Annotated in this window: 16 protein-coding genes; 7 read left to right on the top strand and 9 right to left on the bottom strand. The window is 72.5% G+C overall.

Annotation, left to right across the window (positions count from 1 at the left end):
* Positions 1 to 121 precede the first annotated feature (121 nt).
* The 3 genes from ACFYR0_RS29345 (at position 122) to ACFYR0_RS29335 (ending at position 4,249) form a co-directional block, all read left to right on the top strand.
* Positions 122 to 970 carry a 3-hydroxyacyl-CoA dehydrogenase family protein gene (locus tag ACFYR0_RS29345; protein WP_389334536.1) on the top strand — a complete coding sequence of 283 codons (849 nt, stop codon included), beginning with the start codon at positions 122 to 124 and terminating at the stop codon, positions 968 to 970.
* Between the two features lie 172 nt (positions 971 to 1,142).
* The gene (locus ACFYR0_RS29340; RefSeq protein ID WP_386380984.1) at positions 1,143 to 1,466 is read left to right on the top strand and encodes an STAS domain-containing protein; all 324 of its coding nucleotides are present in this window, start codon (positions 1,143 to 1,145) and stop codon (positions 1,464 to 1,466) included.
* 251 nt (positions 1,467 to 1,717) lie between these two features.
* Positions 1,718 to 4,249 (top strand): ATP-binding protein, encoded by a 2,532-nt coding sequence (locus tag ACFYR0_RS29335; RefSeq protein ID WP_389334533.1) that lies wholly within the window; start codon positions 1,718 to 1,720, stop codon positions 4,247 to 4,249.
* An 88-nt stretch (positions 4,250 to 4,337) separates the two neighbouring features.
* On the opposite strand, the gene nucS is transcribed toward ACFYR0_RS29335, so the two are convergent.
* Positions 4,338 to 5,009 (bottom strand): endonuclease NucS, encoded by a 672-nt coding sequence (gene nucS / locus ACFYR0_RS29330; RefSeq protein ID WP_389334530.1) that lies wholly within the window; start codon positions 5,007 to 5,009, stop codon positions 4,338 to 4,340.
* Positions 5,010 to 5,308: 299 nt separating this feature from the next.
* Between nucS and ACFYR0_RS29325 the strand changes: the two genes are divergently transcribed.
* Positions 5,309 to 5,701, top strand: coding sequence for an SCO5389 family protein (locus ACFYR0_RS29325; RefSeq protein ID WP_386380987.1), 393 nt, complete (start codon positions 5,309 to 5,311; stop codon positions 5,699 to 5,701).
* A gap of 84 nt (positions 5,702 to 5,785) precedes the next feature.
* On the opposite strand, the gene ACFYR0_RS29320 is transcribed toward ACFYR0_RS29325, so the two are convergent.
* The gene (locus ACFYR0_RS29320; RefSeq protein WP_389334527.1) at positions 5,786 to 6,814 is read right to left on the bottom strand and encodes an LLM class flavin-dependent oxidoreductase; all 1,029 of its coding nucleotides are present in this window, start codon (positions 6,812 to 6,814) and stop codon (positions 5,786 to 5,788) included.
* A gap of 222 nt (positions 6,815 to 7,036) precedes the next feature.
* Here ACFYR0_RS29320 and ACFYR0_RS29315 point away from each other — a divergent pair, with 222 nt between their 5' ends.
* Positions 7,037 to 7,372 carry an ATP/GTP-binding protein gene (locus tag ACFYR0_RS29315; RefSeq protein WP_386380989.1) on the top strand — a complete coding sequence of 112 codons (336 nt, stop codon included), beginning with the start codon at positions 7,037 to 7,039 and terminating at the stop codon, positions 7,370 to 7,372.
* Between the two features lie 67 nt (positions 7,373 to 7,439).
* Here ACFYR0_RS29315 and ACFYR0_RS29310 read toward each other — a convergent pair whose 3' ends face one another.
* The 7 genes from ACFYR0_RS29310 to mce form a co-directional block, all read right to left on the bottom strand.
* Positions 7,440 to 8,309, bottom strand: a complete 870-nt coding sequence (locus ACFYR0_RS29310) for an ABC transporter permease (protein ID WP_389334524.1) — start codon at positions 8,307 to 8,309, stop codon at positions 7,440 to 7,442.
* On the bottom strand, positions 8,306 to 9,553 hold the full coding sequence (locus ACFYR0_RS29305; RefSeq protein ID WP_389334521.1) for an ABC transporter ATP-binding protein: 1,248 nt from the start codon (positions 9,551 to 9,553) through the stop codon (positions 8,306 to 8,308). Before ACFYR0_RS29305 ends, ACFYR0_RS29310 begins: the two co-directional genes overlap by 4 nt.
* A gap of 125 nt (positions 9,554 to 9,678) precedes the next feature.
* A complete protein-coding gene (locus tag ACFYR0_RS29300) occupies positions 9,679 to 10,449 on the bottom strand; it encodes an ABC transporter permease (protein WP_389334518.1) in 771 nt (256 codons plus the stop codon).
* Between the two features lie 2 nt (positions 10,450 to 10,451).
* A complete protein-coding gene (locus ACFYR0_RS29295; RefSeq protein WP_389334515.1) occupies positions 10,452 to 11,426 on the bottom strand; it encodes an ABC transporter ATP-binding protein in 975 nt (324 codons plus the stop codon).
* An 85-nt stretch (positions 11,427 to 11,511) separates the two neighbouring features.
* The gene (locus ACFYR0_RS29290; protein WP_386380994.1) at positions 11,512 to 12,447 is read right to left on the bottom strand and encodes a cellulose-binding protein; all 936 of its coding nucleotides are present in this window, start codon (positions 12,445 to 12,447) and stop codon (positions 11,512 to 11,514) included.
* A 375-nt stretch (positions 12,448 to 12,822) separates the two neighbouring features.
* Positions 12,823 to 16,671, bottom strand: coding sequence for a polarized growth protein Scy (gene scy / locus ACFYR0_RS29285; RefSeq protein WP_389334512.1), 3,849 nt, complete (start codon positions 16,669 to 16,671; stop codon positions 12,823 to 12,825).
* Positions 16,672 to 16,906: 235 nt separating this feature from the next.
* The gene (mce, locus tag ACFYR0_RS29280; protein WP_389334509.1) at positions 16,907 to 17,347 is read right to left on the bottom strand and encodes a methylmalonyl-CoA epimerase; all 441 of its coding nucleotides are present in this window, start codon (positions 17,345 to 17,347) and stop codon (positions 16,907 to 16,909) included.
* 147 nt (positions 17,348 to 17,494) lie between these two features.
* Between mce and ACFYR0_RS29275 the strand changes: the two genes are divergently transcribed.
* Positions 17,495 to 18,697, top strand: a complete 1,203-nt coding sequence (locus ACFYR0_RS29275) for an acetyl-CoA C-acetyltransferase (protein ID WP_389334506.1) — start codon at positions 17,495 to 17,497, stop codon at positions 18,695 to 18,697.
* A gap of 42 nt (positions 18,698 to 18,739) precedes the next feature.
* A complete protein-coding gene (gene meaB, locus ACFYR0_RS29270; RefSeq protein ID WP_389334503.1) occupies positions 18,740 to 19,696 on the top strand; it encodes a methylmalonyl Co-A mutase-associated GTPase MeaB in 957 nt (318 codons plus the stop codon).
* Positions 19,697 to 19,789: the final 93 nt, after the last annotated feature.

The raw sequence follows: 19,789 nt of genomic DNA, 5'->3' as shown, positions 1-19,789 counted from the left end.
GTGTGATGTCCGTCAGATGAGACGTGACGCGCGTTACTTACCGGTCACACAGCGGCTCACGCCCGCTAGTGTCCGCCCGAGAGCAAACGTAAACAGCGTGTATGCATACAAGGGAGTCGGAGTGGCACGGAAGCTTGCCGTCATCGGGGCCGGTCTCATGGGTTCCGGCATCGCTCAGGTCTCCGCGCAGGCGGGGTGGGACGTCGTCCTGCGCGACGTCACCGACGAGGCGCTGAAGCGCGGTACGGACGGCATCAAGGCGTCGTACGACAAGTTCGTGAGCAAGGGCAAGCTGGACGCCGCCGACGCCGAGGCGGCGCTCGGGCGGATCACCACGACGACCGACCTGGACGCGGCGGCGGACGCCGACATCGTGGTCGAGGCCGTCTTCGAGAAGCTCGAGGTCAAGCACGAGATCTTCCGCGCGCTCGACAAGATCGTGCGCCCGGAGGCCGTGCTCGCCTCCAACACCTCCGCCATCCCGATCACCAAGATCGCGGCCGTCACCGAGCGCCCCGAGCGCGTCGTCGGCGTCCACTTCTTCTCGCCGGTGCCGATGATGCAGCTCGTCGAGCTGGTGCGCGGCTACAAGACCGGCGACGAGGCGCTCGCCACCGCGCGGGAGTTCGCCGAGTCCGTCGGCAAGACCTGCATCGTCGTCAACCGTGACGTGGCCGGCTTCGTGACCACCCGGCTGATCTCCGCCCTCGTGGTGGAGGCCACCAAGCTCTACGAGTCGGGCGTCGCCACCGCCGAGGACATCGACCTGGCCTGCAAGCTGGGCTTCGGCCACGCCATGGGCCCGCTGGCCACCGCGGACCTCACCGGCGTCGACATCCTGCTGCACGCCACCGGCAACATCTACACCGAGACCCAGGACGAGAAGTTCGCCCCGCCGGAGCTGATGCGCCGGATGGTGGACGCCGGTGACATCGGCCGCAAGAGCGGGCAGGGCTTCTACAAGCACTGAGAACCGCACACGCCCCACAGGTGTCACACCAAGGGGTGAATTGGGTATCGGTTCGCTTACGGACGGCAACCTCTGACGCCTCGACACCGTCAGAGGTTGCAACCGTAGCTCGTACAGCACGGCACCACACTCATCGCATCGCGGAGCACCAGACGCACGCACAGGAGCACTTATGTACATCAGGGGCGACCACGCCGAGGTGGTCGTCGGGGGCCGCCTCGACGTTCGCAGTGCCGCGGACGCCCGTACGGTCCTGCACTCGGCCGTCGACGACGGAGCCGGGGACCTGGTCCTCGACCTGTCGGAGCTGGACTCCTGGGACGCCACCGGGCTCGGCGTGATCATGGGCGCCCACCGGCGCGCCGGCCGCTGCGGCCGCCGCCTGGTGCTGCGCGACGTGCCGCCGCAGATGCAGCGCCTGCTCGTGGCCACCCGGCTGCACCGGATCCTGGCCATCGAGGGCGGCCTCGGGGTGGAGTCGCTGCCCCGGGTGTGACCCCCGATACGGGCGGTGACCAGGACCGGACGCGAGGCGTCGAATCGCCCGACGCGCCCAATCATCACGAGACCATGACGTCTCGGACGGGCCGGCACCCCGGGCTGTCGTAGAAGCGGATCGAAGGTTTACGGTTCGTCTGCCCGCCGCCTGAAACCCATCGGCGGGTACCGGACCAGAAGCGACAGCGCAGCGTGCAGCAAGGCCGGGAGGGGCTACCGCCACACCACGCTTTTGGGGGGCTTGAACCTATGGACCCGACCACCCGGGGACCCGAGGACCACGGCCACGACGACGGACGTGCCTCCCGCCCGAACGCCTTCGAGGGCGGCACGGCACAGCCGCCGCGCCAGCGCCCGCCCCGGGACGCCATCGCGCCCGAACTCGGCCAGCACACAGCCCCTCAGGCCCGCATGACCGAACTCGTCTCCGGCGAGTTCCTGCTCACCGTCAACCCCGTCGACGGCAGCGAGATCGAGGTCTGTCCGCCCGCCCGGCGCCCCGCCCGCCCCGAGAAGCTCGACGCCGACGAGCGCGCCGAGACCGCCCGCGCCGCCGAACCGCCGGTCCCGGCCGGCCCGGCCCGAGCCGAAGCGCCGCTGCTGGGCCGCCAGGACGAGCACGAGCGCCTTGTACGGCTCCTCGCCCGGGGCCGCTCCATACGGCTGACCGGCGCCTCCGGATCCGGCCGCACCCGCCTGCTCGACCTCGTCGCCCGCGACTGCGCCGACCTCGCCCCCGACGGCGTGGTCCGCCTCAGCGGCTTCCACCGCACCGCCGACGACCTGCTGCACGACCTCTTCCACGCCGTCCACCGCGCACCCGGGCACCGCCCGGAAGGCGACGAACTGCTCGACCGCGTCGGCGAGATCGGCGCCGTCGTCGTCGTGGACGACCTGGAGTTCGGCGGCGCCGCCCTCGACGCCCTGCTGGACGCCACCCCCGAGTGCGCCTTCCTGGTCGCCGCCACGCCCGACGTGCCCGCGCCCTCCGCCGACGCCGACTTCGACGAGGTCCTCCTCGACGGCCTCGACCGCGCCGGCGGACTGAAGCTGCTGGAGTCCGCCGTCGGCCGCACGCTCTCCGAGGACGAGGCCAACTGGGCCGGCGACCTGTGGTTCGAGTCCGAGGGCCTGCCCCTCAGGTTCGTCCAGGCCGGCGCCCTGCTGCGGCAGCGCGACCGGCTTCGCGCCGGGGCCGACGCCCTCGACGAGTACGGCGTCTTCGAACCCGACGTCCCCGTCGAGGACACCCCGGCCCCCGCCGACGAGCCCGCCGACGAGGTGCCCCTGCCCTCCCTCGCCGAGGGAGCCGCGCCCGCCGCTCTGCTCGCCTCCCGGCTCAGCTCCTCCGCCCGCGCCGCCCTGCGCTTCGCCGTCGCCCTCGGCGGCGAGGTCCCGGACCAGGCGCATCTGCCCGCCCTGGTGGGCGACACCCATGCCGACGCCGCCCTCGGCGAACTCCTCGGCTGCGCCCTGGTCACCCCGGTCGGCGCCCGCTACCGGCTCGCCGCCGGTGTGCTGACCCAGCTGGAGTCCGCCGGATACGGCGACGAGGCCGACACCCGTGCCCTGGCCGCCGCCCAGCACTACGCCTGGTGGGCCGCACACCCCTCGGTCACCCCCGAGCGCGTGTGCGCCGAGGCCGACGCCGTGCTCAGCGCGCTCACCGCGCTGGTGCCGGTGACCACCGTGCCGCCCGAGGACGAGGAGAGCCCGGCCGTACAGCTGGCCCGCGCCGCGGCGCCCGCGTTCGCCGCGGGCCTCGACTGGAGCGCCTGGGAGCGGACGCTTCGGGCCGGCGCCGAGGCCGCACGGCTGGCCGGTGCCGTGTCCGAACAGGCCTACTTCCACCACGAGCTCGGCGTCCTCGCGCTGTGCGGCGGACAGCTCGACCGAGCCCGCGCCGAACTGGAGGCGTCCATCGGCCTGCGCGGCGCCCTCGCCGACAAGCGCGGCACGGTCGCAGGCCGCAGGGCGCTCGCCCTGGTGGACGACCGCTCCGGCACGACCCCGGGGCCGGGCCTGCCGCTCGCCCTCCTGGCCGAACTGCCCGAGCCCCGCAAGGACGAGGCGGCGGGCGCGGCCGGTGCCGCGCCGTCGCTCATGCCGTTCCCCGCGCTGAGGCGCTCCCACGACGACACCTCGGGGCCGGTGACGCGGCGGGACCCGGAGGGCTCCGCCCCGCCCCGCGCCGCCCGCGGCGGGCTGCTCGGGCTGGCCCGGCGCAACCTCGCGGCGACGGGCGCGGGCGCGCTGCTCGTCGCGGTGCTGGGCACGGTGGTGACCCTGGGCGCCACGTCCGGCCACGACGCCGACGACCCCTCGGACCGGGTGGGGGTGAACCCCTCGGTCAGCCAGGACCAGGGCGAGGACAGCCTGGGCTCCGACGAGGCCCCCGAGACCGGCGGCGACACCGGCACCGCCACCAGCCGCCCGACCGGCCCCAGCCCCGAGGGCACCCTGGACGACCCGGCCACGGTCCCCGTGCAGAACGCTCCCGTGCCCACCCCGAGCGGCACCGGCGGCCGGACGCCCCGGCCGTCCGCCTCGCCCACGAAGTCGCCCACCAAGAAGCCGACGAGCCGTCCCTCCACCTCCCCGCGGCCGTCGTCCCCGACGCCGACACCGTCCGGGACGCCGAGCGGCACACCCTCGGGAACCCCGAGCGGGTCGCCCTCGGGCTCGCCGACCACGAGCAACTCGGCGAGCGGTTCGGCGACGGCCTCGGCGAGCACCTTCGAGACCGGCCGGGAGAGCGCTGGCCCGGCCGGCATCGTCTGACCCACGGCGGTACGCGTCAGGGCCGGGGTCCCCCTGGGGAACCCGGCCCTGATCGCGGTGCGGTGCGGTACGCGCGAAGGCGCCCGGATCAGAACAGCCGCAGCTTGTCGTCCTCGATGCCGCGCATCGCGTCGTAGTCCAGGACCTGGCAGCCGATGCCGCGGTCGGTGGCGAGGACGCGGGCCTGGGGCTTGATCTCCTGGGCGGCGAAGACACCGCGGACCGGCGCGAGATGCGGGTCGCGGTTCAACAGCTCCAGATAGCGGGTCAGTTGCTCGACGCCGTCGATCTCGCCCCGGCGCTTGATCTCGACCGCGACGGTCTGCCCCTCGGCGTCACGGCACAGGATGTCGACCGGTCCGATCGCCGTCATGTACTCGCGGCGGATCAGCGTGTAGCCGTCGCCCAGCGTCTCGATGCGGTCGGCGAGCAGTTCCTGGAGGTGCGCTTCCACGCCGTCCTTGATCAGGCCGGGGTCCACGCCCAGTTCGTGCGAGGAGTCGTGGAGGACTTCCTCCATCGTGATGATCAGTTTCTCGCCCGCCTTGTTGACGACGGTCCACACGCCCTCGTCGTCGCCCGTGCCCTCCTTCAGAGTGCACGGCGGCGACATCCAGTTGAGGGGCTTGTAGGCCCGGTCGTCGGCGTGGATCGAGACGCTCCCGTCCGCCTTGACCAGGATCAGACGGGGCGCCGAGGGCAGGTGAGCGGTGAGCCGGCCGGCGTAGTCGACGGAACACCGGGCAATGACGAGACGCATGGTCCGCAACGCTACTCGACGGCCGGGGGTGGACGCGATTCGCCCGTCCGTCGCCCACCACCGCCCCCAGCCGTCGCTCGGGGTGCCGCCCCTTTTGATCCAGAACGGTCCTGTTCGGTAGTGGCCGATTGTGCGCGGGCCCGGGGTTCCCTATGTGTGCATTCTCCTGGTGCCGTCACCGTCTGTTGCCTACCGTATGAAACGGGAGGTTGCGATGTGTGTACGCAGCGTGTCGGAGTTCGCGACCTTCCTTTTCTGTCCGGCAACCCCTGCGTCGCGGGGGTGCGAGAGGAGAACCCATGTCGCTCGACGTCTCACCGGCCCTACTCGAACAGGCCGAGCGAGGCGAGGTCGACGAAGCAGCCTTCGTCGACTGCGTCCGGACCTCCCTGCCCTACGCATGGGAGATGATCAGCTCCCTGGTGGCCCAGCTGAAGGTGGACGGCGGACAGTTCGCCGACAACCAGACGCCCCCGCCGGACGAGCAGGCACGCGGTCAGCTGTTGCGTGCGCTGGCGAGTGACGCCATACGCGGTGCGCTGCAACGGCACTTCGGGGTGCGACTGGCCTTCCAGAACTGCCACCGGGTGGCGGTGTTCCCGATGGACACCTCCGTCGACCAGACGCTGGCCCGCTTCACCTCGGTCCGCAGTCAGTTGCTGAACCAGTCCCCGGAGCTGCGGGACTGCTGAGGCGTTGAACGACTCGCTTGCCGCTCCGTACGGGGGGAGGTGCAGTTCGGCCGGGGCGGCAAGCAGCCCGTGGGGCACGGTGGTTCAGCGCAGCTGTGGCAGGACTTCCGCGCCGAGCCGCCGTACGTTCTCCTCCGTGGCCGCGAGGTCGCCCGAGCCCTCGACGAGCAGGGCGAAGCGGGAGACCCCGGTGCGCTCCGCCGTCGCGGCGAGCCGGTCCGCGCACAGCCGCGGGGTGCCCACCGGGTGCAGCCCGCAGAGCAGTTCGGTGTACGCCAGGGGATCGCGCATCCGGCGCTCGCGGCCGTCGACCGTGACATGCGCGTCGAGCCCCTGCCTCAGCCAGCCCGGCATCGCCTTCAGCAGGGCCTCGGCCGCGTCCGTACGCCGGTCGGCGATCTGGCAGACCCCGGCGGACACATGGCCCGGGTCCCGGATCTCCTCGGCGGGGCGGCCGGCCGCGCGGGCGTGCCGGCGCCACTGCGCGGTCATCTCGGCCTTCTCCTCGTCCCCGATGTGCATGCCCAGCAGCATCGGCAGCCCGCGCTCGGCGGCCAGCCGGACGGACGCGGGGGAGGTGCAGGCGACCAGCGTCTCCGGCCCGGCGGCGTCCGTCAGGGACTCCGACGGCCTTGGCACGACCGGGACTTCACGGAACGCGAAGCGCTCCCCGGCCGCCGACACCCGCGCCTCGCGCAGCCAGCGCACCAGCAGATCGAGTGATTCCGGGAACCCCTTCTCGTACGCGTCCAGGCCGGTGCCGAACACCTCCAGGTCCACCCACGGCCCGCCCCGGCCCACGCCCAGCGAGAAGCGGCCGCCGCTCGTCAGGTGCAGCAGCGCGGCCTGTTCGCCGAGCGTCACGGGGTGGGTGGTGGGCAGGACGGACACCGCGGTGCCGACCCGGATCCGGCGGGTGCGGCCCAGCAGCAGCGCGGCCAGCGTGACCGCGGACGGGCAGGTGCCGTACGGCACGAAGTGGTGCTCCGCCAGCCAGACCGCGTCCAGCCCGGCCTCCTCCGTGACCTCCGCCGTGCGCACCGCCCGGTGCAGTGCCTCCCCCTGGCCCTGTCCCGGGAACTGGGCCGCCAGCACGAAACTTCCTACGCGCATCGCAACTTCCTGCTTCCTTGGCTCCGACACGGAGCTCCCCCACCCGGCATAACCGTCCGACACGTGCCGAGGACACGGCCTGACGGATGAATTTGCGGATTGTCTGCCGAATGGGCCGTCCCGGTGGGGACGGGCGAACCCCACGGACCGCCGGGTGCCCTGCCTGATGCCGCGTACGCTGGACACGGACCGTGATTCCTGTATAGCCCCGTGAGGTGTTCTGTGTCCCCGCGTCGCAACCGACCCAAGGGTGGCGAATCCTCGTCCGGCCGCAATGCCGAGGACGACCGGCCGGGCCGCTACGGCGGCTGGGAGTCCTCGGAGCACTGGCAGGGCGAGGACTGGACGGTGCGGCACGTGGCGGGCGCGAGCGCGCAGGGCAAGACCTACCGCTGCCCCGGCTGCGACCAGATGATCCCCTCCGGCGTCCCGCACGTGGTGGCCTGGCCCGCGCACGCGGGTGTGGACGACCGCCGGCACTGGCACAAGGCGTGCTGGAACGCGCGGGACCGCCGCACCACACCGGTGCAGCGGTCCCGTAACGCGCCCAGGTTCTAGATCCTGTTCCGAAGGTCCCGTCTCCCGCACGGCCCGGGCGGTCCGGGTGCGGGAAGGGCGGGCGGGGTCACACGTCCCGCCGCTCCAGCAGGGCGTAGGCGCCCGCGAAGGCCACGCCGACCGCGACCAGCATGATCCACAGCGGGTCCCAGCCCGACGGGCCGGTCTCGGTGAGGGAGTTGGAGTAGAAGACGCTCAGCTGGTTCGGGATCGAGTACTCGAACAGCGCCTGGCGCACGTCCTCCAGCGAGGACGAGAACATGAACAGCGCGATCACCAGCGGCGCGAGCACCGCCGCGATCATGATCGTGATGGCGCCCGCCGAGTGCCGGATGACCGAGCCGATCAGCAGCGACAGCAGGCCGAGCAGGGCCAGGTAGAGCGAGACGCCGACGGTCCCCTTGAACCACTCCGCGCCGGTGGGCTCACGCGCGTCGCCGACCAGGCCGACCTGGACCAGGGCGACGAAGCCCGAGGCCACCAGCGTCACCACGAACGCCAGCACGAAGAACACCAGCGACTTCGCCGCGAGGACCCGGCCGCGGGTGGGGCAGGCGGTCATGGTCGTGCGGATCATGCCGGTGCCGTACTCGGAGGCCGTGGTGAGCACGCCCAGCGTGATCAGGCACATGTTGCCGAGCAGCAGCCCGAAGAAGCCGAGGCCGAGCGGGTTCTCGTCACCGAGGCCCGCGTCCTCGGAGTTGGACGCCACCACCAGGCCGGTCAGCAGGCCGATGCCGACGACCAGCAGGAGGAAGACGCCCAGCGTCCACATCGTGGAGCGGATCGACTTGATCTTCGTCCACTCCGAGGCGAGGGCGTGGCCCAGGTGCGTGCGCACCACGGGGATGGGCGAGCTGTACGCGGCGTGCGGCGGACCGGCCGGCGCCTTCCACTCGGGCGCGGCCTGCGGCATCGGGTGCTGGGGCGTGCTCATCGGACGTCCTCGGGCTTGTTCGGGGCGGCGGAGGGTGCGGACGCGGGCGGCTGAGGAGCGGCGGCCGGGGCCTGCGGCGCGGGAGCGCCCTGCGGGGCGGCGAACGGCTGCGGCGCCGGCGCACCCGGCACCGGCTGGCCGAAGCCGGGCTGATCCGCGCCCGGGGCGGCCTGGAGGTACGGGTTCGCGCCCTGCGGGGCGGTGAAGGGCGCACCGCCCTGCTGGGGCGGCGGCGGGGCGTACCAGCCGGGCTGGCCCTGGCCGGGCACCGGCATGGGCGGCTGGGCGCCGGGCGGCAGGGGCTGCTGGAGGCCGGCCTTCTGGTCGATGGTGGAACGGTAGTCCACCGCGCCCTGCGTCATCCGCATGTACGCCTCCTCCAGCGAGGCCTGGTGCGGCGACAGCTCCCACAGCCGTACGTCGGCCTCGTGCGCGATGTCGCTGATGCGGGGCAGGGGCAGCCCGGTCACCCGCAGGGCGCCGTCCTGCTCGGGCAGCACGTGCGCGCCCGCCTCGGTCAGCGCGGAGCCCAGCTTCTCGCGCAGCTGCGGCTCGGTGTCCGGGGTGCGCACCCGCGCGAAGCCCGCGGAGTTCGCCGCGATGAAGTCCTTGACGCCCATGTCGGCGAGCAGCTGGCCGCGGCCGATCACGATGAGGTGGTCGGCGGTCAGCGCCATCTCGCTCATCAGGTGCGAGGAGACGAAGACCGTACGGCCCTCCGCGGCCAGCGCCTTCATCAGGTTGCGCACCCAGAGGATGCCCTCGGGGTCGAGGCCGTTGACCGGCTCGTCGAAGAGCAGCACCTGGGGGTCGCCGAGCAGCGCGGCGGCGATGCCGAGACGCTGCCCCATGCCGAGCGAGAAGCCCTTGGAGCGCTTGCGTGCGACGTCCTGGAGGCCGACGACACCGAGCACCTCGTCGACGCGGCGGGCCGGGATGCCGGACAGCTGGGCGAGGCTGAGCAGATGGTTGCGGGCCGAGCGGCCGCCGTGCACGGCCTTGGCGTCGAGCAGCGCGCCGACCTGGCGCGGCGCGTTCGGCAGCTTGCGGTACGGGTAGCCGCCGATCGTCACCTGCCCCGAGGTGGGGTTGTCCAGCCCGAGGATCATCCTCATCGTGGTCGACTTGCCCGAGCCGTTCGGCCCGAGGAAGCCGGTGACGGCCCCGGGCCGCACCTGGAAGGAAAGGTTGTACACAGCGGTCTTGTCGCCGTAGCGCTTGGTCAGGCCGACTGCCTCGATCATGCTCCGCACCCATCGAGAGGTTCAGGACAGCGGGGCACACGCCCCCGTAAGGGTTAGGAGGATATCGAGGCGCTGACGGTTCCCTCCAAGAGGAGGTAAAAAACGAGCACCCTTTCGAGTGCGAGTCACGCGTCCCGCCGCTTCAGCAGCACATAACCGCCGATCAGGGCCGCGGCCACCCACAGCGCCATGATCCCGAGCCCGCCCCAGGGCCCGTACGGCGTGTCGTCGTCGACCGGGCGGACCACCTGCATGATCCGGCTGCCGGCCTGGTCGGGCAGGTAGCGGCCGATCTTCTCCGTGGCGCCGACGTTGCCGAGGATGTTGGAGATCAGGAAGAAGAACGGCATCAGGATGCCGAGCGAGAGCATGGGGGAGCGCAGCATCGCGGCCACCCCCATGGAGAACATCGCGATCAGCGCCATGTAGAGGCCGCCGCCGATGACCGCCCGCAGCACGCCCGAGTCGCCGATCGACGCCTTCAGCGAACCCAGCATCGACTGGCCGAGGAAGAACGTGGCGAAGCTGGTCGCCATGCCGACCGCCAGCGCCAGCACGGCGGCCACGGCCACCTTGCTGAACAGGAAGGTCGCCCGCTGCGGCACGGCGGACAGCGAGACCCGGATCATGCCGGTGCTGTACTCGTTGGACACCACCAGCACCCCGAACACGATCATCGCGAGCTGTCCGAGGCTCATCCCGGCGAAGCTGATGAAGGTCGGGTCGAAGTCGAGCCGCTCACGGGCGTCCAGGTTGTCGAACTCGCTCTTCGACAGCGCCGAGATCAGCATGCCGAGCGCGATGGTGACCACCACGGAGAGGGAGAGCGTCCACACCGTGGACGCCACCGAGCGGATCTTGGTCCACTCCGACCGGATGACCTGTGCGGCCGCCATGCTCAGCCCTTCTTCCAGCTCTCGCCCCACTGCGGCCGCCGCTCCGGCGGCGGCGCCTGCGCGGGAGGCCTGTCGGTGTGCGCGTGGTACTCGACGGACTCGGCCGTCAGCGCCATGAAGGCCTCCTCCAGGGAGGCCTGCTGAGGGCTCAGCTCGTGCAGCACGACCTGGTTCTGCGCGGCCAGCTCACCGATCCGCTCGGACTTGCCGCCGTCGACCTCCAGCACCCCGCTGCCCGTCTCCACCACCGTGATCCCGGCCCGGTGCAGCACGTCGAGCAGCCGCTCGCGCTGCGGGGAGCGGACCCGGACGAAGGTCCGCGAGTTGCGGGCGATGAAGTCGGCCATGGAGGTGTCCGCGAGCAGCCGGCCCTGTCCGATGACGACGAGGTGGTCGGCGGTCAGCGCCATCTCGCTCATCAGGTGCGAGGAGACGAAGACCGTACGGCCCTCCGCGGCGAGCGCCTTCATCAGGTTGCGGATCCAGTGGATACCCTCGGGGTCGAGCCCGTTGACCGGCTCGTCGAACATCAGGATCCGCGGGTCGCCGAGCAGCGCGGCCGCGATGCCGAGCCGCTGCCCCATGCCGAGCGAGAACCCCTTGGCCTTCTTGCGGGCGACGGCGGTCAGACCCACCGTGTCCAGCACCTCGTGCACCCGGCCGCGGTGGATGCCGTTGCTCTGGGCCAGGCACAGCAGATGGTTGAAGGCGCTGCGGCCGCCGTGCACGGCCTTGGCGTCGAGGAGGGCGCCGATGTACCTGAGCGGATCGGTCAGCTGGTTGTAGTGCCTGCCGTCGATGCGCACGTCCCCGGCCGTCGGCCGGTCGAGCCCGAGCATCATGCGCATGGTCGTGGACTTCCCGGCGCCGTTCGGGCCGAGGAAGCCCGTGACGATGCCCGGACGGACCGCGAAGGTGAGGTTGTTGACCGCCACCTTCTCGCCGTACCGCTTGGTCAGTCCCTCGAGCTCGATCATGCGGCCACGCTAGAACGGGACAAAGCCCTCTGCCACCGGAGTGACAGAGGGCTCGTCAGCTGTTCCGCGAAGCGACGCCGGAGGGTTACCGGGACTGCTGCGCCGGGACGCCGCGGGAGATCGGCTCGTCCTCGGCCGGGGAGCCGGCGGCGGCCACCGCGGCACCGGTCAGCGTGGCGAGCATCTCGCGGACGTTCGTCAGCTGCGCGTTGATCGAGTCGCGGCGGTTGGTGAGGGCGGCCAGCTCGCGCTCGGATTCCGAACGGATACGGTCGGCCTTGGCGTTGGCGTCGGCCACGATGTCCTCGGCCTGGCGCTGGGCGGTCTCCACCGTCTGGCGGGCGCGGCGCTCGGCGTCCGTGCGCAGCTTCTCCGCCTCCAGGCGCAGCTGCTCGGCACGGTGCTCGATCTCCGCGAGGCGCTTCTCGGCCTTCGCCTGACGCGAGGCCAGGTCGCGCTCCGACTGCTCGCGGCGCTTGGCCAGGTTCGTCTCGAAGTCGGCGGCGGCCTGCGCGGCCTTGGCACGGGTCTCCTCGAAGAGCGCGTCGGCCTCCTCGCGCTTGGACTGCGCGTCCTTCTGCGCCTCGGAGCGCAGCTGGACGGCCTCGCCCTGGGCCTTCTCGACGATCCGGACGCCCTCGTCCTCGGCCTTGGACTTGCGCTCGGCCGCGAACGACTCGGCGTCGTTGCGCACCTGCTGGGCGGCCGACTCGGCGAGCTCGCGGTGCTGCTCGGCCGCGCGGCGGGCCTCCTCGCGCAGGTCCTTGGCCTCTTCCTCGGCCAGGCGCAGGATCTTCTCGACCCGCGCGCCGAGACCGGCGTACGACGGCTCGGCGTCGGTTACCTGGGCCTGGGCGTTCTGCGTCTCGAGGTGGAGCTCCTCGATGCGCTTTTCCAGAGCGGTGATGCGGGAGAGAGCGCTGTCACGGTCGGAGACGAGCTTGGAGATACGTTCGTCCACCTGAGCGCGGTCGTACCCACGCCGCACAAGCTCGAAGCCGTAGGGGGAAGTGTCGCTCATGGGATTCCTGTCGAATGAGACCGGTGAGGTGATAGGTGGAATCCTAGGGGTCGGAACGGTGTGTCATCGAGCGGATGCGTGTTTGATCTGGAGAATGACACCCCTTTTGGGTGGCTGACTCCCGGATCGCTTGCCAAGTCATGGGCAAAGCTCCGGGAACGTCTGGGGGCAAAGCCCCCAGAACCCCCCTGAACGTATCCGCCTGACCAGCGCCCTTCTGATGGATCGCCGTGGGAGAAGGAGCGGCGTTCGGTCTGGAGGGTCACGTGGCGGAGCCGCCTGTCCCCTCCACACCGTGCGGCTGGGGTACCTCCCACGCCCTTGAGGCGGTGGGGGAGTGCGTGCCGGGCGCCGCGGAGATCCGTCAGAAGGGCCCTAGCCGTCCGACGGCTTCGCACCCGCACGGGGTGCCCCGACCGTCGCGCCCGCCTTGACGCCCCCGTCCTTGCCCGCGGACGGCGCCTCGAAGGACTCCAGCGCCTCCAGCACGTCCTGGACCCGGGAGATCTCGGCCTGGATGTCCTCGCGCCGGCGCACCAGGACCTCCAGCTCCCGCTTGCCCTCCTCGACCGTCGCCCGCGCCTCACGGATCGCCTCGGCCCGCAGCTCCTCGGCCTCCTTGATCAGCGAGGCCTTCTTCTGCTCGGCCTCCTTCAGCAGACCCTCGGCCTTGCGGACCGCCGCGATACGCACCTTGCTCGCCTCGGAGCTCGCCTCCGACACCAGGTCCTTGGCCTTCGCCTTGGCCTTCTCCAACTGCTCCTCGGCGGCCGTGATCAGCGCGTCACAGCGGTCGCCGGTCGACTTCATCGTCTCCGCGGCCTCCCGGCGGGCCCGCTCGTGCAGCTCCTCGATCTCGGCCGTGATGCGGTCGCGCAGCTCCTCCGCGCGCTCCCTTATGGCCGTCGCGTCCCGGCGCGCGCCGACCAGCAGCTCGTCGGCGTCCGTACGGGACCGCTCCACCCGGGAGTTGCCCTCGATCGTCGCCTCGGAGACGATCCGGTCCGCCTCCTTGCGCGCCGCGCCCACCATCGTGTCGGCCTGCGACTCGGCGTCCGCGGTCGTCTTCAGCGCCTGCTGCCGCGCCTCGTTCAGCAGCTTGTCGGCCTCCGCCGCGGTCTCCGTGATCAGCGTGTCGACCTGCTCGGCCGCCTCCGAACGCCGCTTGTTGGCGTCCTGGCGCGCCTCGTCCAGGGTGCGCTCGGCCTCCTGGCGCGCGGCCGTGGTGAGCCGCTCCGCCTCGCGGGCCGCGTCCTCGCGCAGCCGCTCGGCCTCCGCGCGCAGCCGCTCGGCGTGCTGCTGCGCCGAACCGACCGTCTCCGCGGCGCCGGCACGCAGCCGCTCCGCCTCGCCGGTCGCGTCCGAGACCAGCTGCTCGGCGGCCGACTGCGCCTCGGCACGCACCCGGTCGGTCTCCGCGACCGTCTCGGTGGTGAGCCGCTCCGCCTCGCTGCGGGCCTCGGTGATGAGGGTGTCCGCCTGCGTCGCCGCGTCCGACCGGATGCGGTTGGCGTCCTCACGGGCGTCCGCCCGGGTGCGCGCCGCGTCCTGGTCGGCCTGCGCGATGGTGTCCGAGGCCTCCGTGCGCACCCGCTGGGCGTGCTCGGAGGCGTCCGAGCGCACCCGCTCGGACTCGGCCAGCGCGTCCGCCATCGTCCGCTCGGCGAGCGCCTTCGCGGCCTCCGCCTCCTCGGACGCCTCGCGGCGCACCCGGCTCGCGTCCTCGCCGGCCCGCTCCCGCTCGGCGTAGGCGTCGGAACGGACCCGGTCCGCCTCCTCCTCGGCCTCCCGGCGGGTACGGTCCGCTGCGTGCTCGGCTGCCGAACGCAGCCCGGTGATCTCCTCCTGCGCCTGCTCGTGCAGGCCCGCCACCGACTCCCGCACCTGCTGGGCGTGCTGCTCGGCGGCCGACACCATCTCGGTCGAGCGCCGGTCGGCCTCCTCGACCAGACGGGTCGCCTCGGTCTGGGCCTCCTCCACGCGGTTGCGCGCGCTCGCCAGCAGCTCCTCGCTCTGCTCGCGGGCCCGCTCGCGCTCCTGGTCGGCCTCCTGCCGGGCCGAACCCAGCAGCTCCTCCGCCTCGCGGCGGCGCCGGACGGCCTCCTCCTGAGCGGCGGCCAGCGTCTCCGACGCCTCGGTGGCCAGCCGCTCGGCGGCGGCCTGCGCCTCCGCGCGCATACGGTCGGCGCCGTCCCGCGCCTCCTGCCGCATCCGCTCCGCCTCGGTCGCGGCCTCCGTGCGCAGCCGTACGGCGACGGCCTCGCCCTCGGCGCGGGCGGCGGACGCGTCGGCGGCGGCCTCGTCACGCAGCCGCTCCGCCTCCGTCTCGGCCTGCTGCTGGAGCGTACGGATGCGCTCGGCGGCCTCGGCCCGCAGCCGGTCGGTCTCCTCGGCGGCCTCGCGGCGGATGCGCTCGGACTCCTCCCGGGCCTCGCCGAGAGCCTGCTCGGCGGAGGCCAGCCGCTGCTCGGCCTCGGTGTGCCGGCGGGTCAGGTCCTCGGCGGCCTCCGCCTGCCGGGCCGCGACCGCCCGCTCGGTCTCCTCGCGCAGCTCCCGCGCGGCCCGCTCGGCGTCCGCGCGGATGCCGTCGGCCTGCTCCACGGCCTCCTCGCGGTGGCGGTCGGCCTCCGCGCGGGTGCGCTCCAGGGTCTCCTCGGCCTGCCGGCGCAGGCTCGTCGCCCGCTCGATCGCCTCGGTGCGGACCTTCTCGCTGTCCGCGGTCGCGATACGGCGCAGCTCGTCGGCGTCGGCCTTCGCCTTCGACAGCAGTTCCTCGGCGGACCGGGCCGCCTCCTCGATCTGCGCGACCGCCTCACGGCGGGCCTCCGCGCGGATCTTCTCGCCCTCGCCGACCGCCTCCGAGCGCAGGTTCTCGGCCTCGCCGCGCAGCCGGCGCGCCTCCTCCTGGAGCTCGACGGTCTTGGCGCGGTACTCCTGGGTGTCGTCCTTCGCCGCGCCCTTGAGCTGCTCGGCGATGCCGTGCGCCTCGGCGCGCAGCCGGTCCGCCTCCGCCTCGGCCTCACGGCGGATGCGCTCGGCCTCCTCGGCGGCGGCGCGGGTGGTCTGCTTGGCCTCCTCCGAGGCCTTGTTCAGCACGTCCTCGGCGGTCTTGGCCGCCTTCGACAGCTGGGTGGCGCTCTCCTCGGCGGTGAGCGTGCGGGCCTTCTCGGAGGCCTCCGCGACGATCTTCTCGGCCTCCGCGCGGGCGTCGGCCAGCTGCTGCTCGGCCTCCTCCCGGGTGGTGTCGGCCTCCTTGGTGGCCTCGCTGACCAGCCGGGCGACCTGCTCCTTCGCGGTGCGGGTGCGGGTCTCGTTGGCGGCCTCGGCGCCGGCCAGCGCCTTGGCGGCGGACTCCTTGGCCTCGGTCAGCAGCTTCTCGGCCTCGGTCTGCGCCTTGCGCAGCGCCTCCTCGGCCTCGCTCATGCGCTGCTCGGCGGCCCGGCTCAGCTCGGCGGACTGCCGGCGGGCCGAGTCCGACTCCGTCGCCGTCGACGAACGCAGCTGCTCGGCGTGGTCGGTGGCCTCCTGGGCCTGGGTGGAAGCCGCGTTCAGCAGCCGCTCGGCGTCCGCACGGGCCCGGCGCAGGATCTGCTCGGCCTCCGCGCGCCCCGCCTCGGCCTCGGCCTGGAGCCGCCGGCCGGCCTCGCCGGTCAGCCGCTCGGCCTCCGTGCGGGCGGCCGCGAGGGCCTTCTCGGCCTCCGCGCGGGACTCCTCCAGCAGCCGCCGGGCCTGCCCCTCGCTGCGGGCACGCAGCTGCTCGGCCCAGGCCACGTTCTCGTTGACGTGCGCCTCGACCGTCTGGCGGCGCTCGGCCAGCTCCTGGTCGAGCTGCTGGCGCCGGGTCACCGCCTCCTGGTGCAGCTCGGCCTGGAGCCGGGCCGCCTGCTCGGCGTGCTCCTGGAGGATGCGCTGGGTCTGCGCCCGCGCCTGGCTCAGCTCGCGCTCGGCGTCCGAGCGCAGCTGGTCGGCCTGCACCTGCGCGTTGCGCAGCAACTGCTCGGCCTGATAGCCGATGTCCGCACCGTCGTAGGCGGGCCTGGTCATCAGGGTGCGGCGCGCCTCGTGCAGCTTGGCGCGCAGCACCTCGACCTGGTAGCCGAGGTCCTCGGCGTGCTGGATCGCCTTTTCCCGCTCGGTCTTCAGCCGCTTCATCTCGGCCTCGAACCGAGAGAGGTGGTCGACGTCAGCCGCCGGCTCTCGCTCCTGGCTCTCGTAGCCCCGCACTGCGCGGTCCCATCCGTCCCCTGGTCGCAAGTCTCTCCAAACGAGCCCCGCCCATCCGCCGAACGGGGCCCCCGGGGAATGGTGTCAGATCAACGAACGGAGCATGGGCTGCTGCCCGGCGCTCGTCCCCCGAAACCCGGACCCCGGCGGTCCTGGCGCCGTCTCCGACGCCAGGACGTGGACGCCCGGGAGCCGGGCGACCGCACCCAACCCTACCGGCCCATATGTACGAGGGTCAGTGCTCAGGTGACTCAACGGCCGCCGAAGTGACCAGTTCCGTGAGAACACCGCCGCAGTCCTTGGGGTGGAGAAAGGTGATCCGGGACCCCATGGAGCCGATACGGGGCTCGTCGTAGAGCACTCGCACGCCCTTGCCGCGGATGTCGGCGGCGTCCCCGTCGACGTCCGCGGTGCCGAAGGCGATGTGGTGGACCCCCTCGCCGTTCTTGGCGAGCCACTTTGCGACTGTGGAGTCCTCGCGGGTGGGCTCCAGCAGCTGGAGGTACGAGGCTCCGCCGTCGGACGTACCGTTGATCTTGAGCATGGCCTCGCGCACGCCCTGCTCCTCGTTGACCTCGGAGTGGAACACCTCGAAGCCGTAGGTGGACCGGTAGAACTCGACGGTCCTGTCGAGGTCGAAACAGGCGATCCCGATGTGGTCGATTCGCGTCAGCATGGATTCAGTGGAGCGCTCCGAAGATGGTTACGCAACGTGCGCGCGATCACACCGACGGCCCGATGACGCGCGGAGTACCGGCTCAGTACATTCGAGTAAACCCTCGTTCACTCCTCAGCTTGTGCAGCTGAAAGGGGATCGCACCTCATGTCTGGAACGAACAGCGCCACCTCGGTCATCGTCGCGGGCGCCCGTACTCCCATGGGCCGCCTGCTCGGCTCCCTGAAGACCTTCTCCGGAGCCGACCTGGGCGGCTTCGCGATCAAGGCGGCCCTGGACCGCGCGGGCATCGGCGGTGACCAGGTGCAGTACGTGATCATGGGCCAGGTGCTCCAGGCCGGGGCGGGGCAGATCCCGGCACGCCAGGCCGCCGTCAAGGCCGGCATCCCGATGAACGTCCCGGCGCTCACCATCAACAAGGTGTGCCTGTCCGGCCTCGACGCCATCGCGCTGGCCGACCAGCTCATCCGCGCGGGCGAGTTCGACATCGTGGTCGCGGGCGGCCAGGAGTCCATGACCAACGCCCCCCACCTGCTGCCGAAGTCCCGCGACGGCTTCAAGTACGGCGCCGTCGAGATGCTCGACGCCATGGCCTACGACGGCCTGACCGACCCGTGGGAGAACATCCCGATGGGCGAGTCCACCGAGAAGCACAACACCCGCCTCGGCATCGGCCGCGCCGTGCAGGACGAGATCGCCGCCCTGTCGCACCAGCGCGCCGCCGCCGCCCAGAAGAACGGCGTCTTCGAGGCGGAGATCACCCCGATCGAGATCCCGCAGCGCAGGGGCGAGCCGGTCGTCTTCAGCAAGGACGAGGGCATCCGCGCCGAGACCACCGCGGAGTCGCTCGGCAAGCTGCGCCCGGCCTTCACCAAGGACGGCACGATCACCGCCGGCACCGCCTCGCAGATCTCCGACGGCGCCGCCGCCGTGGTCGTGATGAGCAAGGCCAAGGCGCAGGAGCTGGGTCTGGACTGGATCGCCGAGATCGGCGCCCACGGCAACGTGGCCGGCCCGGACACCTCTTTGCAGTCGCAGCCGTCGAACGCGATCCTGCACGCCCTGAAGAAGGAGGGCCTGGAGACGTCCGACCTGGACCTGATCGAGATCAACGAGGCGTTCGCCGCCGTCGCCGTGCAGTCGATGAAGGACCTCGGCGTGGACACGGACAAGGTGAACGTCAACGGCGGTGCCATCGCCCTCGGCCACCCCATCGGCATGTCCGGCGCCCGGCTGGTGCTGCACCTGGCGCTGGAGCTGAAGCGGCGCGGCGGCGGTGTCGGCGCGGCGGCGCTGTGCGGCGGCGGCGGCCAGGGCGACGCGCTGATCGTGCGGGTGCCCAAGGCCTGACCGGCCGCCGTCGTACCCGACACGAGGAGAACGGGAGCTGTGATGCAGGACGTCGCCACGCTGGTTTCCCAGGCCAGGGAGGGCCGGCCGCGCGCCGTGGCCCGGCTGATCTCCCTGGTGGAGGGGGCGTCCCCGCAGCTCAGGGAGGTCATGGCGGCGCTCGCCCCGCTGACCGGCAACGCCTACGTCGTCGGTCTCACCGGGTCCCCGGGCGTCGGCAAGTCGACGTCGACCTCGGCCCTGGTGACGGCGTACCGCAGACAGGGCAGGCGGGTCGGCGTCCTGGCCGTCGACCCGTCCTCGCCGTTCTCCGGCGGGGCGCTGCTCGGTGACCGGGTGCGGATGTCCGACCACGCCTCCGACCCCGGCGTCTACATCCGCTCCATGGCGACCCGCGGGCACCTCGGCGGGCTCGCCTGGGCGGCGCCGCAGGCGATCAGGGTGCTGGACGCGGCGGGCTGCGACGTCGTGCTCGTGGAGACGGTCGGCGTGGGCCAGTCGGAGGTGGAGATCGCCTCCCAGGCCGACACCAGCATGGTCCTGCTGGCCCCGGGCATGGGCGACGGCATCCAGGCCGCCAAGGCGGGCATCCTGGAGATCGGCGACGTGTACGTGGTCAACAAGGCCGACCGGGACGGCGCCGACTCGACGGCCCGCGAGCTGAACCACATGCTCGGGCTCGGCGAGTCCCGTTCCCCCGGCGACTGGCGTCCCCCGATCGTGAAGACCGTCGCCTCCCGCGGCGAGGGGGTGGACGAGGTGGTCGAGGCCCTGGAGAAGCACCGGGCCTGGATGGAGGAGCACGGCGTGCTCACCGAGCGCCGCCTCGCCCGTGCCTCCCACGAGGTGGAGACGATCGCGGTCACCGCCCTCCGCGAACGCATCGCAGACCTGCACGGCGACCGCCGGCTGAGCAGCCTCGCCGAGCGGATCGTGGCGGGCGAGCTGGACCCGTACCGCGCGGCGGAGGAACTGGTGACGGGCCTGACCCGGGGCTGAGGCTCCGGCCGTCACCGGGCCGCCCCGCGCGGACGTGCCGAGGGCCCCTGACGCGTGCTGCGTCAGGGGCCCTCGGCATGCCCTGGGCAGGGC

This window comes from Streptomyces sp. NPDC005017 (genome assembly GCF_042873115.1).
In the GTDB taxonomy this organism is placed as follows: Bacteria; Actinomycetota; Actinomycetes; order Streptomycetales; family Streptomycetaceae; genus Streptomyces.
Note: the sequence above shows the minus strand (reverse complement) of the source record. Positions and strands in the feature narration are given on the sequence as shown.

Excerpts from the sequence above, each read along its gene's own strand:
- ACFYR0_RS29340 (WP_386380984.1), top strand. The coding sequence starts at position 1,143 with ATGTACATCAGGGGCGACCACGCCGAGGTGGTCGTCGGGGGCCGCCTC.
- ACFYR0_RS29335 (WP_389334533.1), top strand. The coding sequence starts at position 1,718 with ATGGACCCGACCACCCGGGGACCCGAGGACCACGGCCACGACGACGGA.
- nucS (WP_389334530.1), bottom strand. The coding sequence starts at position 5,009 with ATGCGTCTCGTCATTGCCCGGTGTTCCGTCGACTACGCCGGCCGGCTC.
- ACFYR0_RS29325 (WP_386380987.1), top strand. The coding sequence starts at position 5,309 with ATGTCGCTCGACGTCTCACCGGCCCTACTCGAACAGGCCGAGCGAGGC.
- ACFYR0_RS29320 (WP_389334527.1), bottom strand. The coding sequence starts at position 6,814 with ATGCGCGTAGGAAGTTTCGTGCTGGCGGCCCAGTTCCCGGGACAGGGC.
- ACFYR0_RS29310 (WP_389334524.1), bottom strand. The coding sequence starts at position 8,309 with ATGAGCACGCCCCAGCACCCGATGCCGCAGGCCGCGCCCGAGTGGAAG.
- ACFYR0_RS29305 (WP_389334521.1), bottom strand. The coding sequence starts at position 9,553 with ATGATCGAGGCAGTCGGCCTGACCAAGCGCTACGGCGACAAGACCGCT.
- ACFYR0_RS29300 (WP_389334518.1), bottom strand. The coding sequence starts at position 10,449 with ATGGCGGCCGCACAGGTCATCCGGTCGGAGTGGACCAAGATCCGCTCG.
- ACFYR0_RS29295 (WP_389334515.1), bottom strand. The coding sequence starts at position 11,426 with ATGATCGAGCTCGAGGGACTGACCAAGCGGTACGGCGAGAAGGTGGCG.
- ACFYR0_RS29290 (WP_386380994.1), bottom strand. The coding sequence starts at position 12,447 with ATGAGCGACACTTCCCCCTACGGCTTCGAGCTTGTGCGGCGTGGGTAC.
- mce (WP_389334509.1), bottom strand. The coding sequence starts at position 17,347 with ATGCTGACGCGAATCGACCACATCGGGATCGCCTGTTTCGACCTCGAC.
- ACFYR0_RS29275 (WP_389334506.1), top strand. The coding sequence starts at position 17,495 with ATGTCTGGAACGAACAGCGCCACCTCGGTCATCGTCGCGGGCGCCCGT.
- meaB (WP_389334503.1), top strand. The coding sequence starts at position 18,740 with ATGCAGGACGTCGCCACGCTGGTTTCCCAGGCCAGGGAGGGCCGGCCG.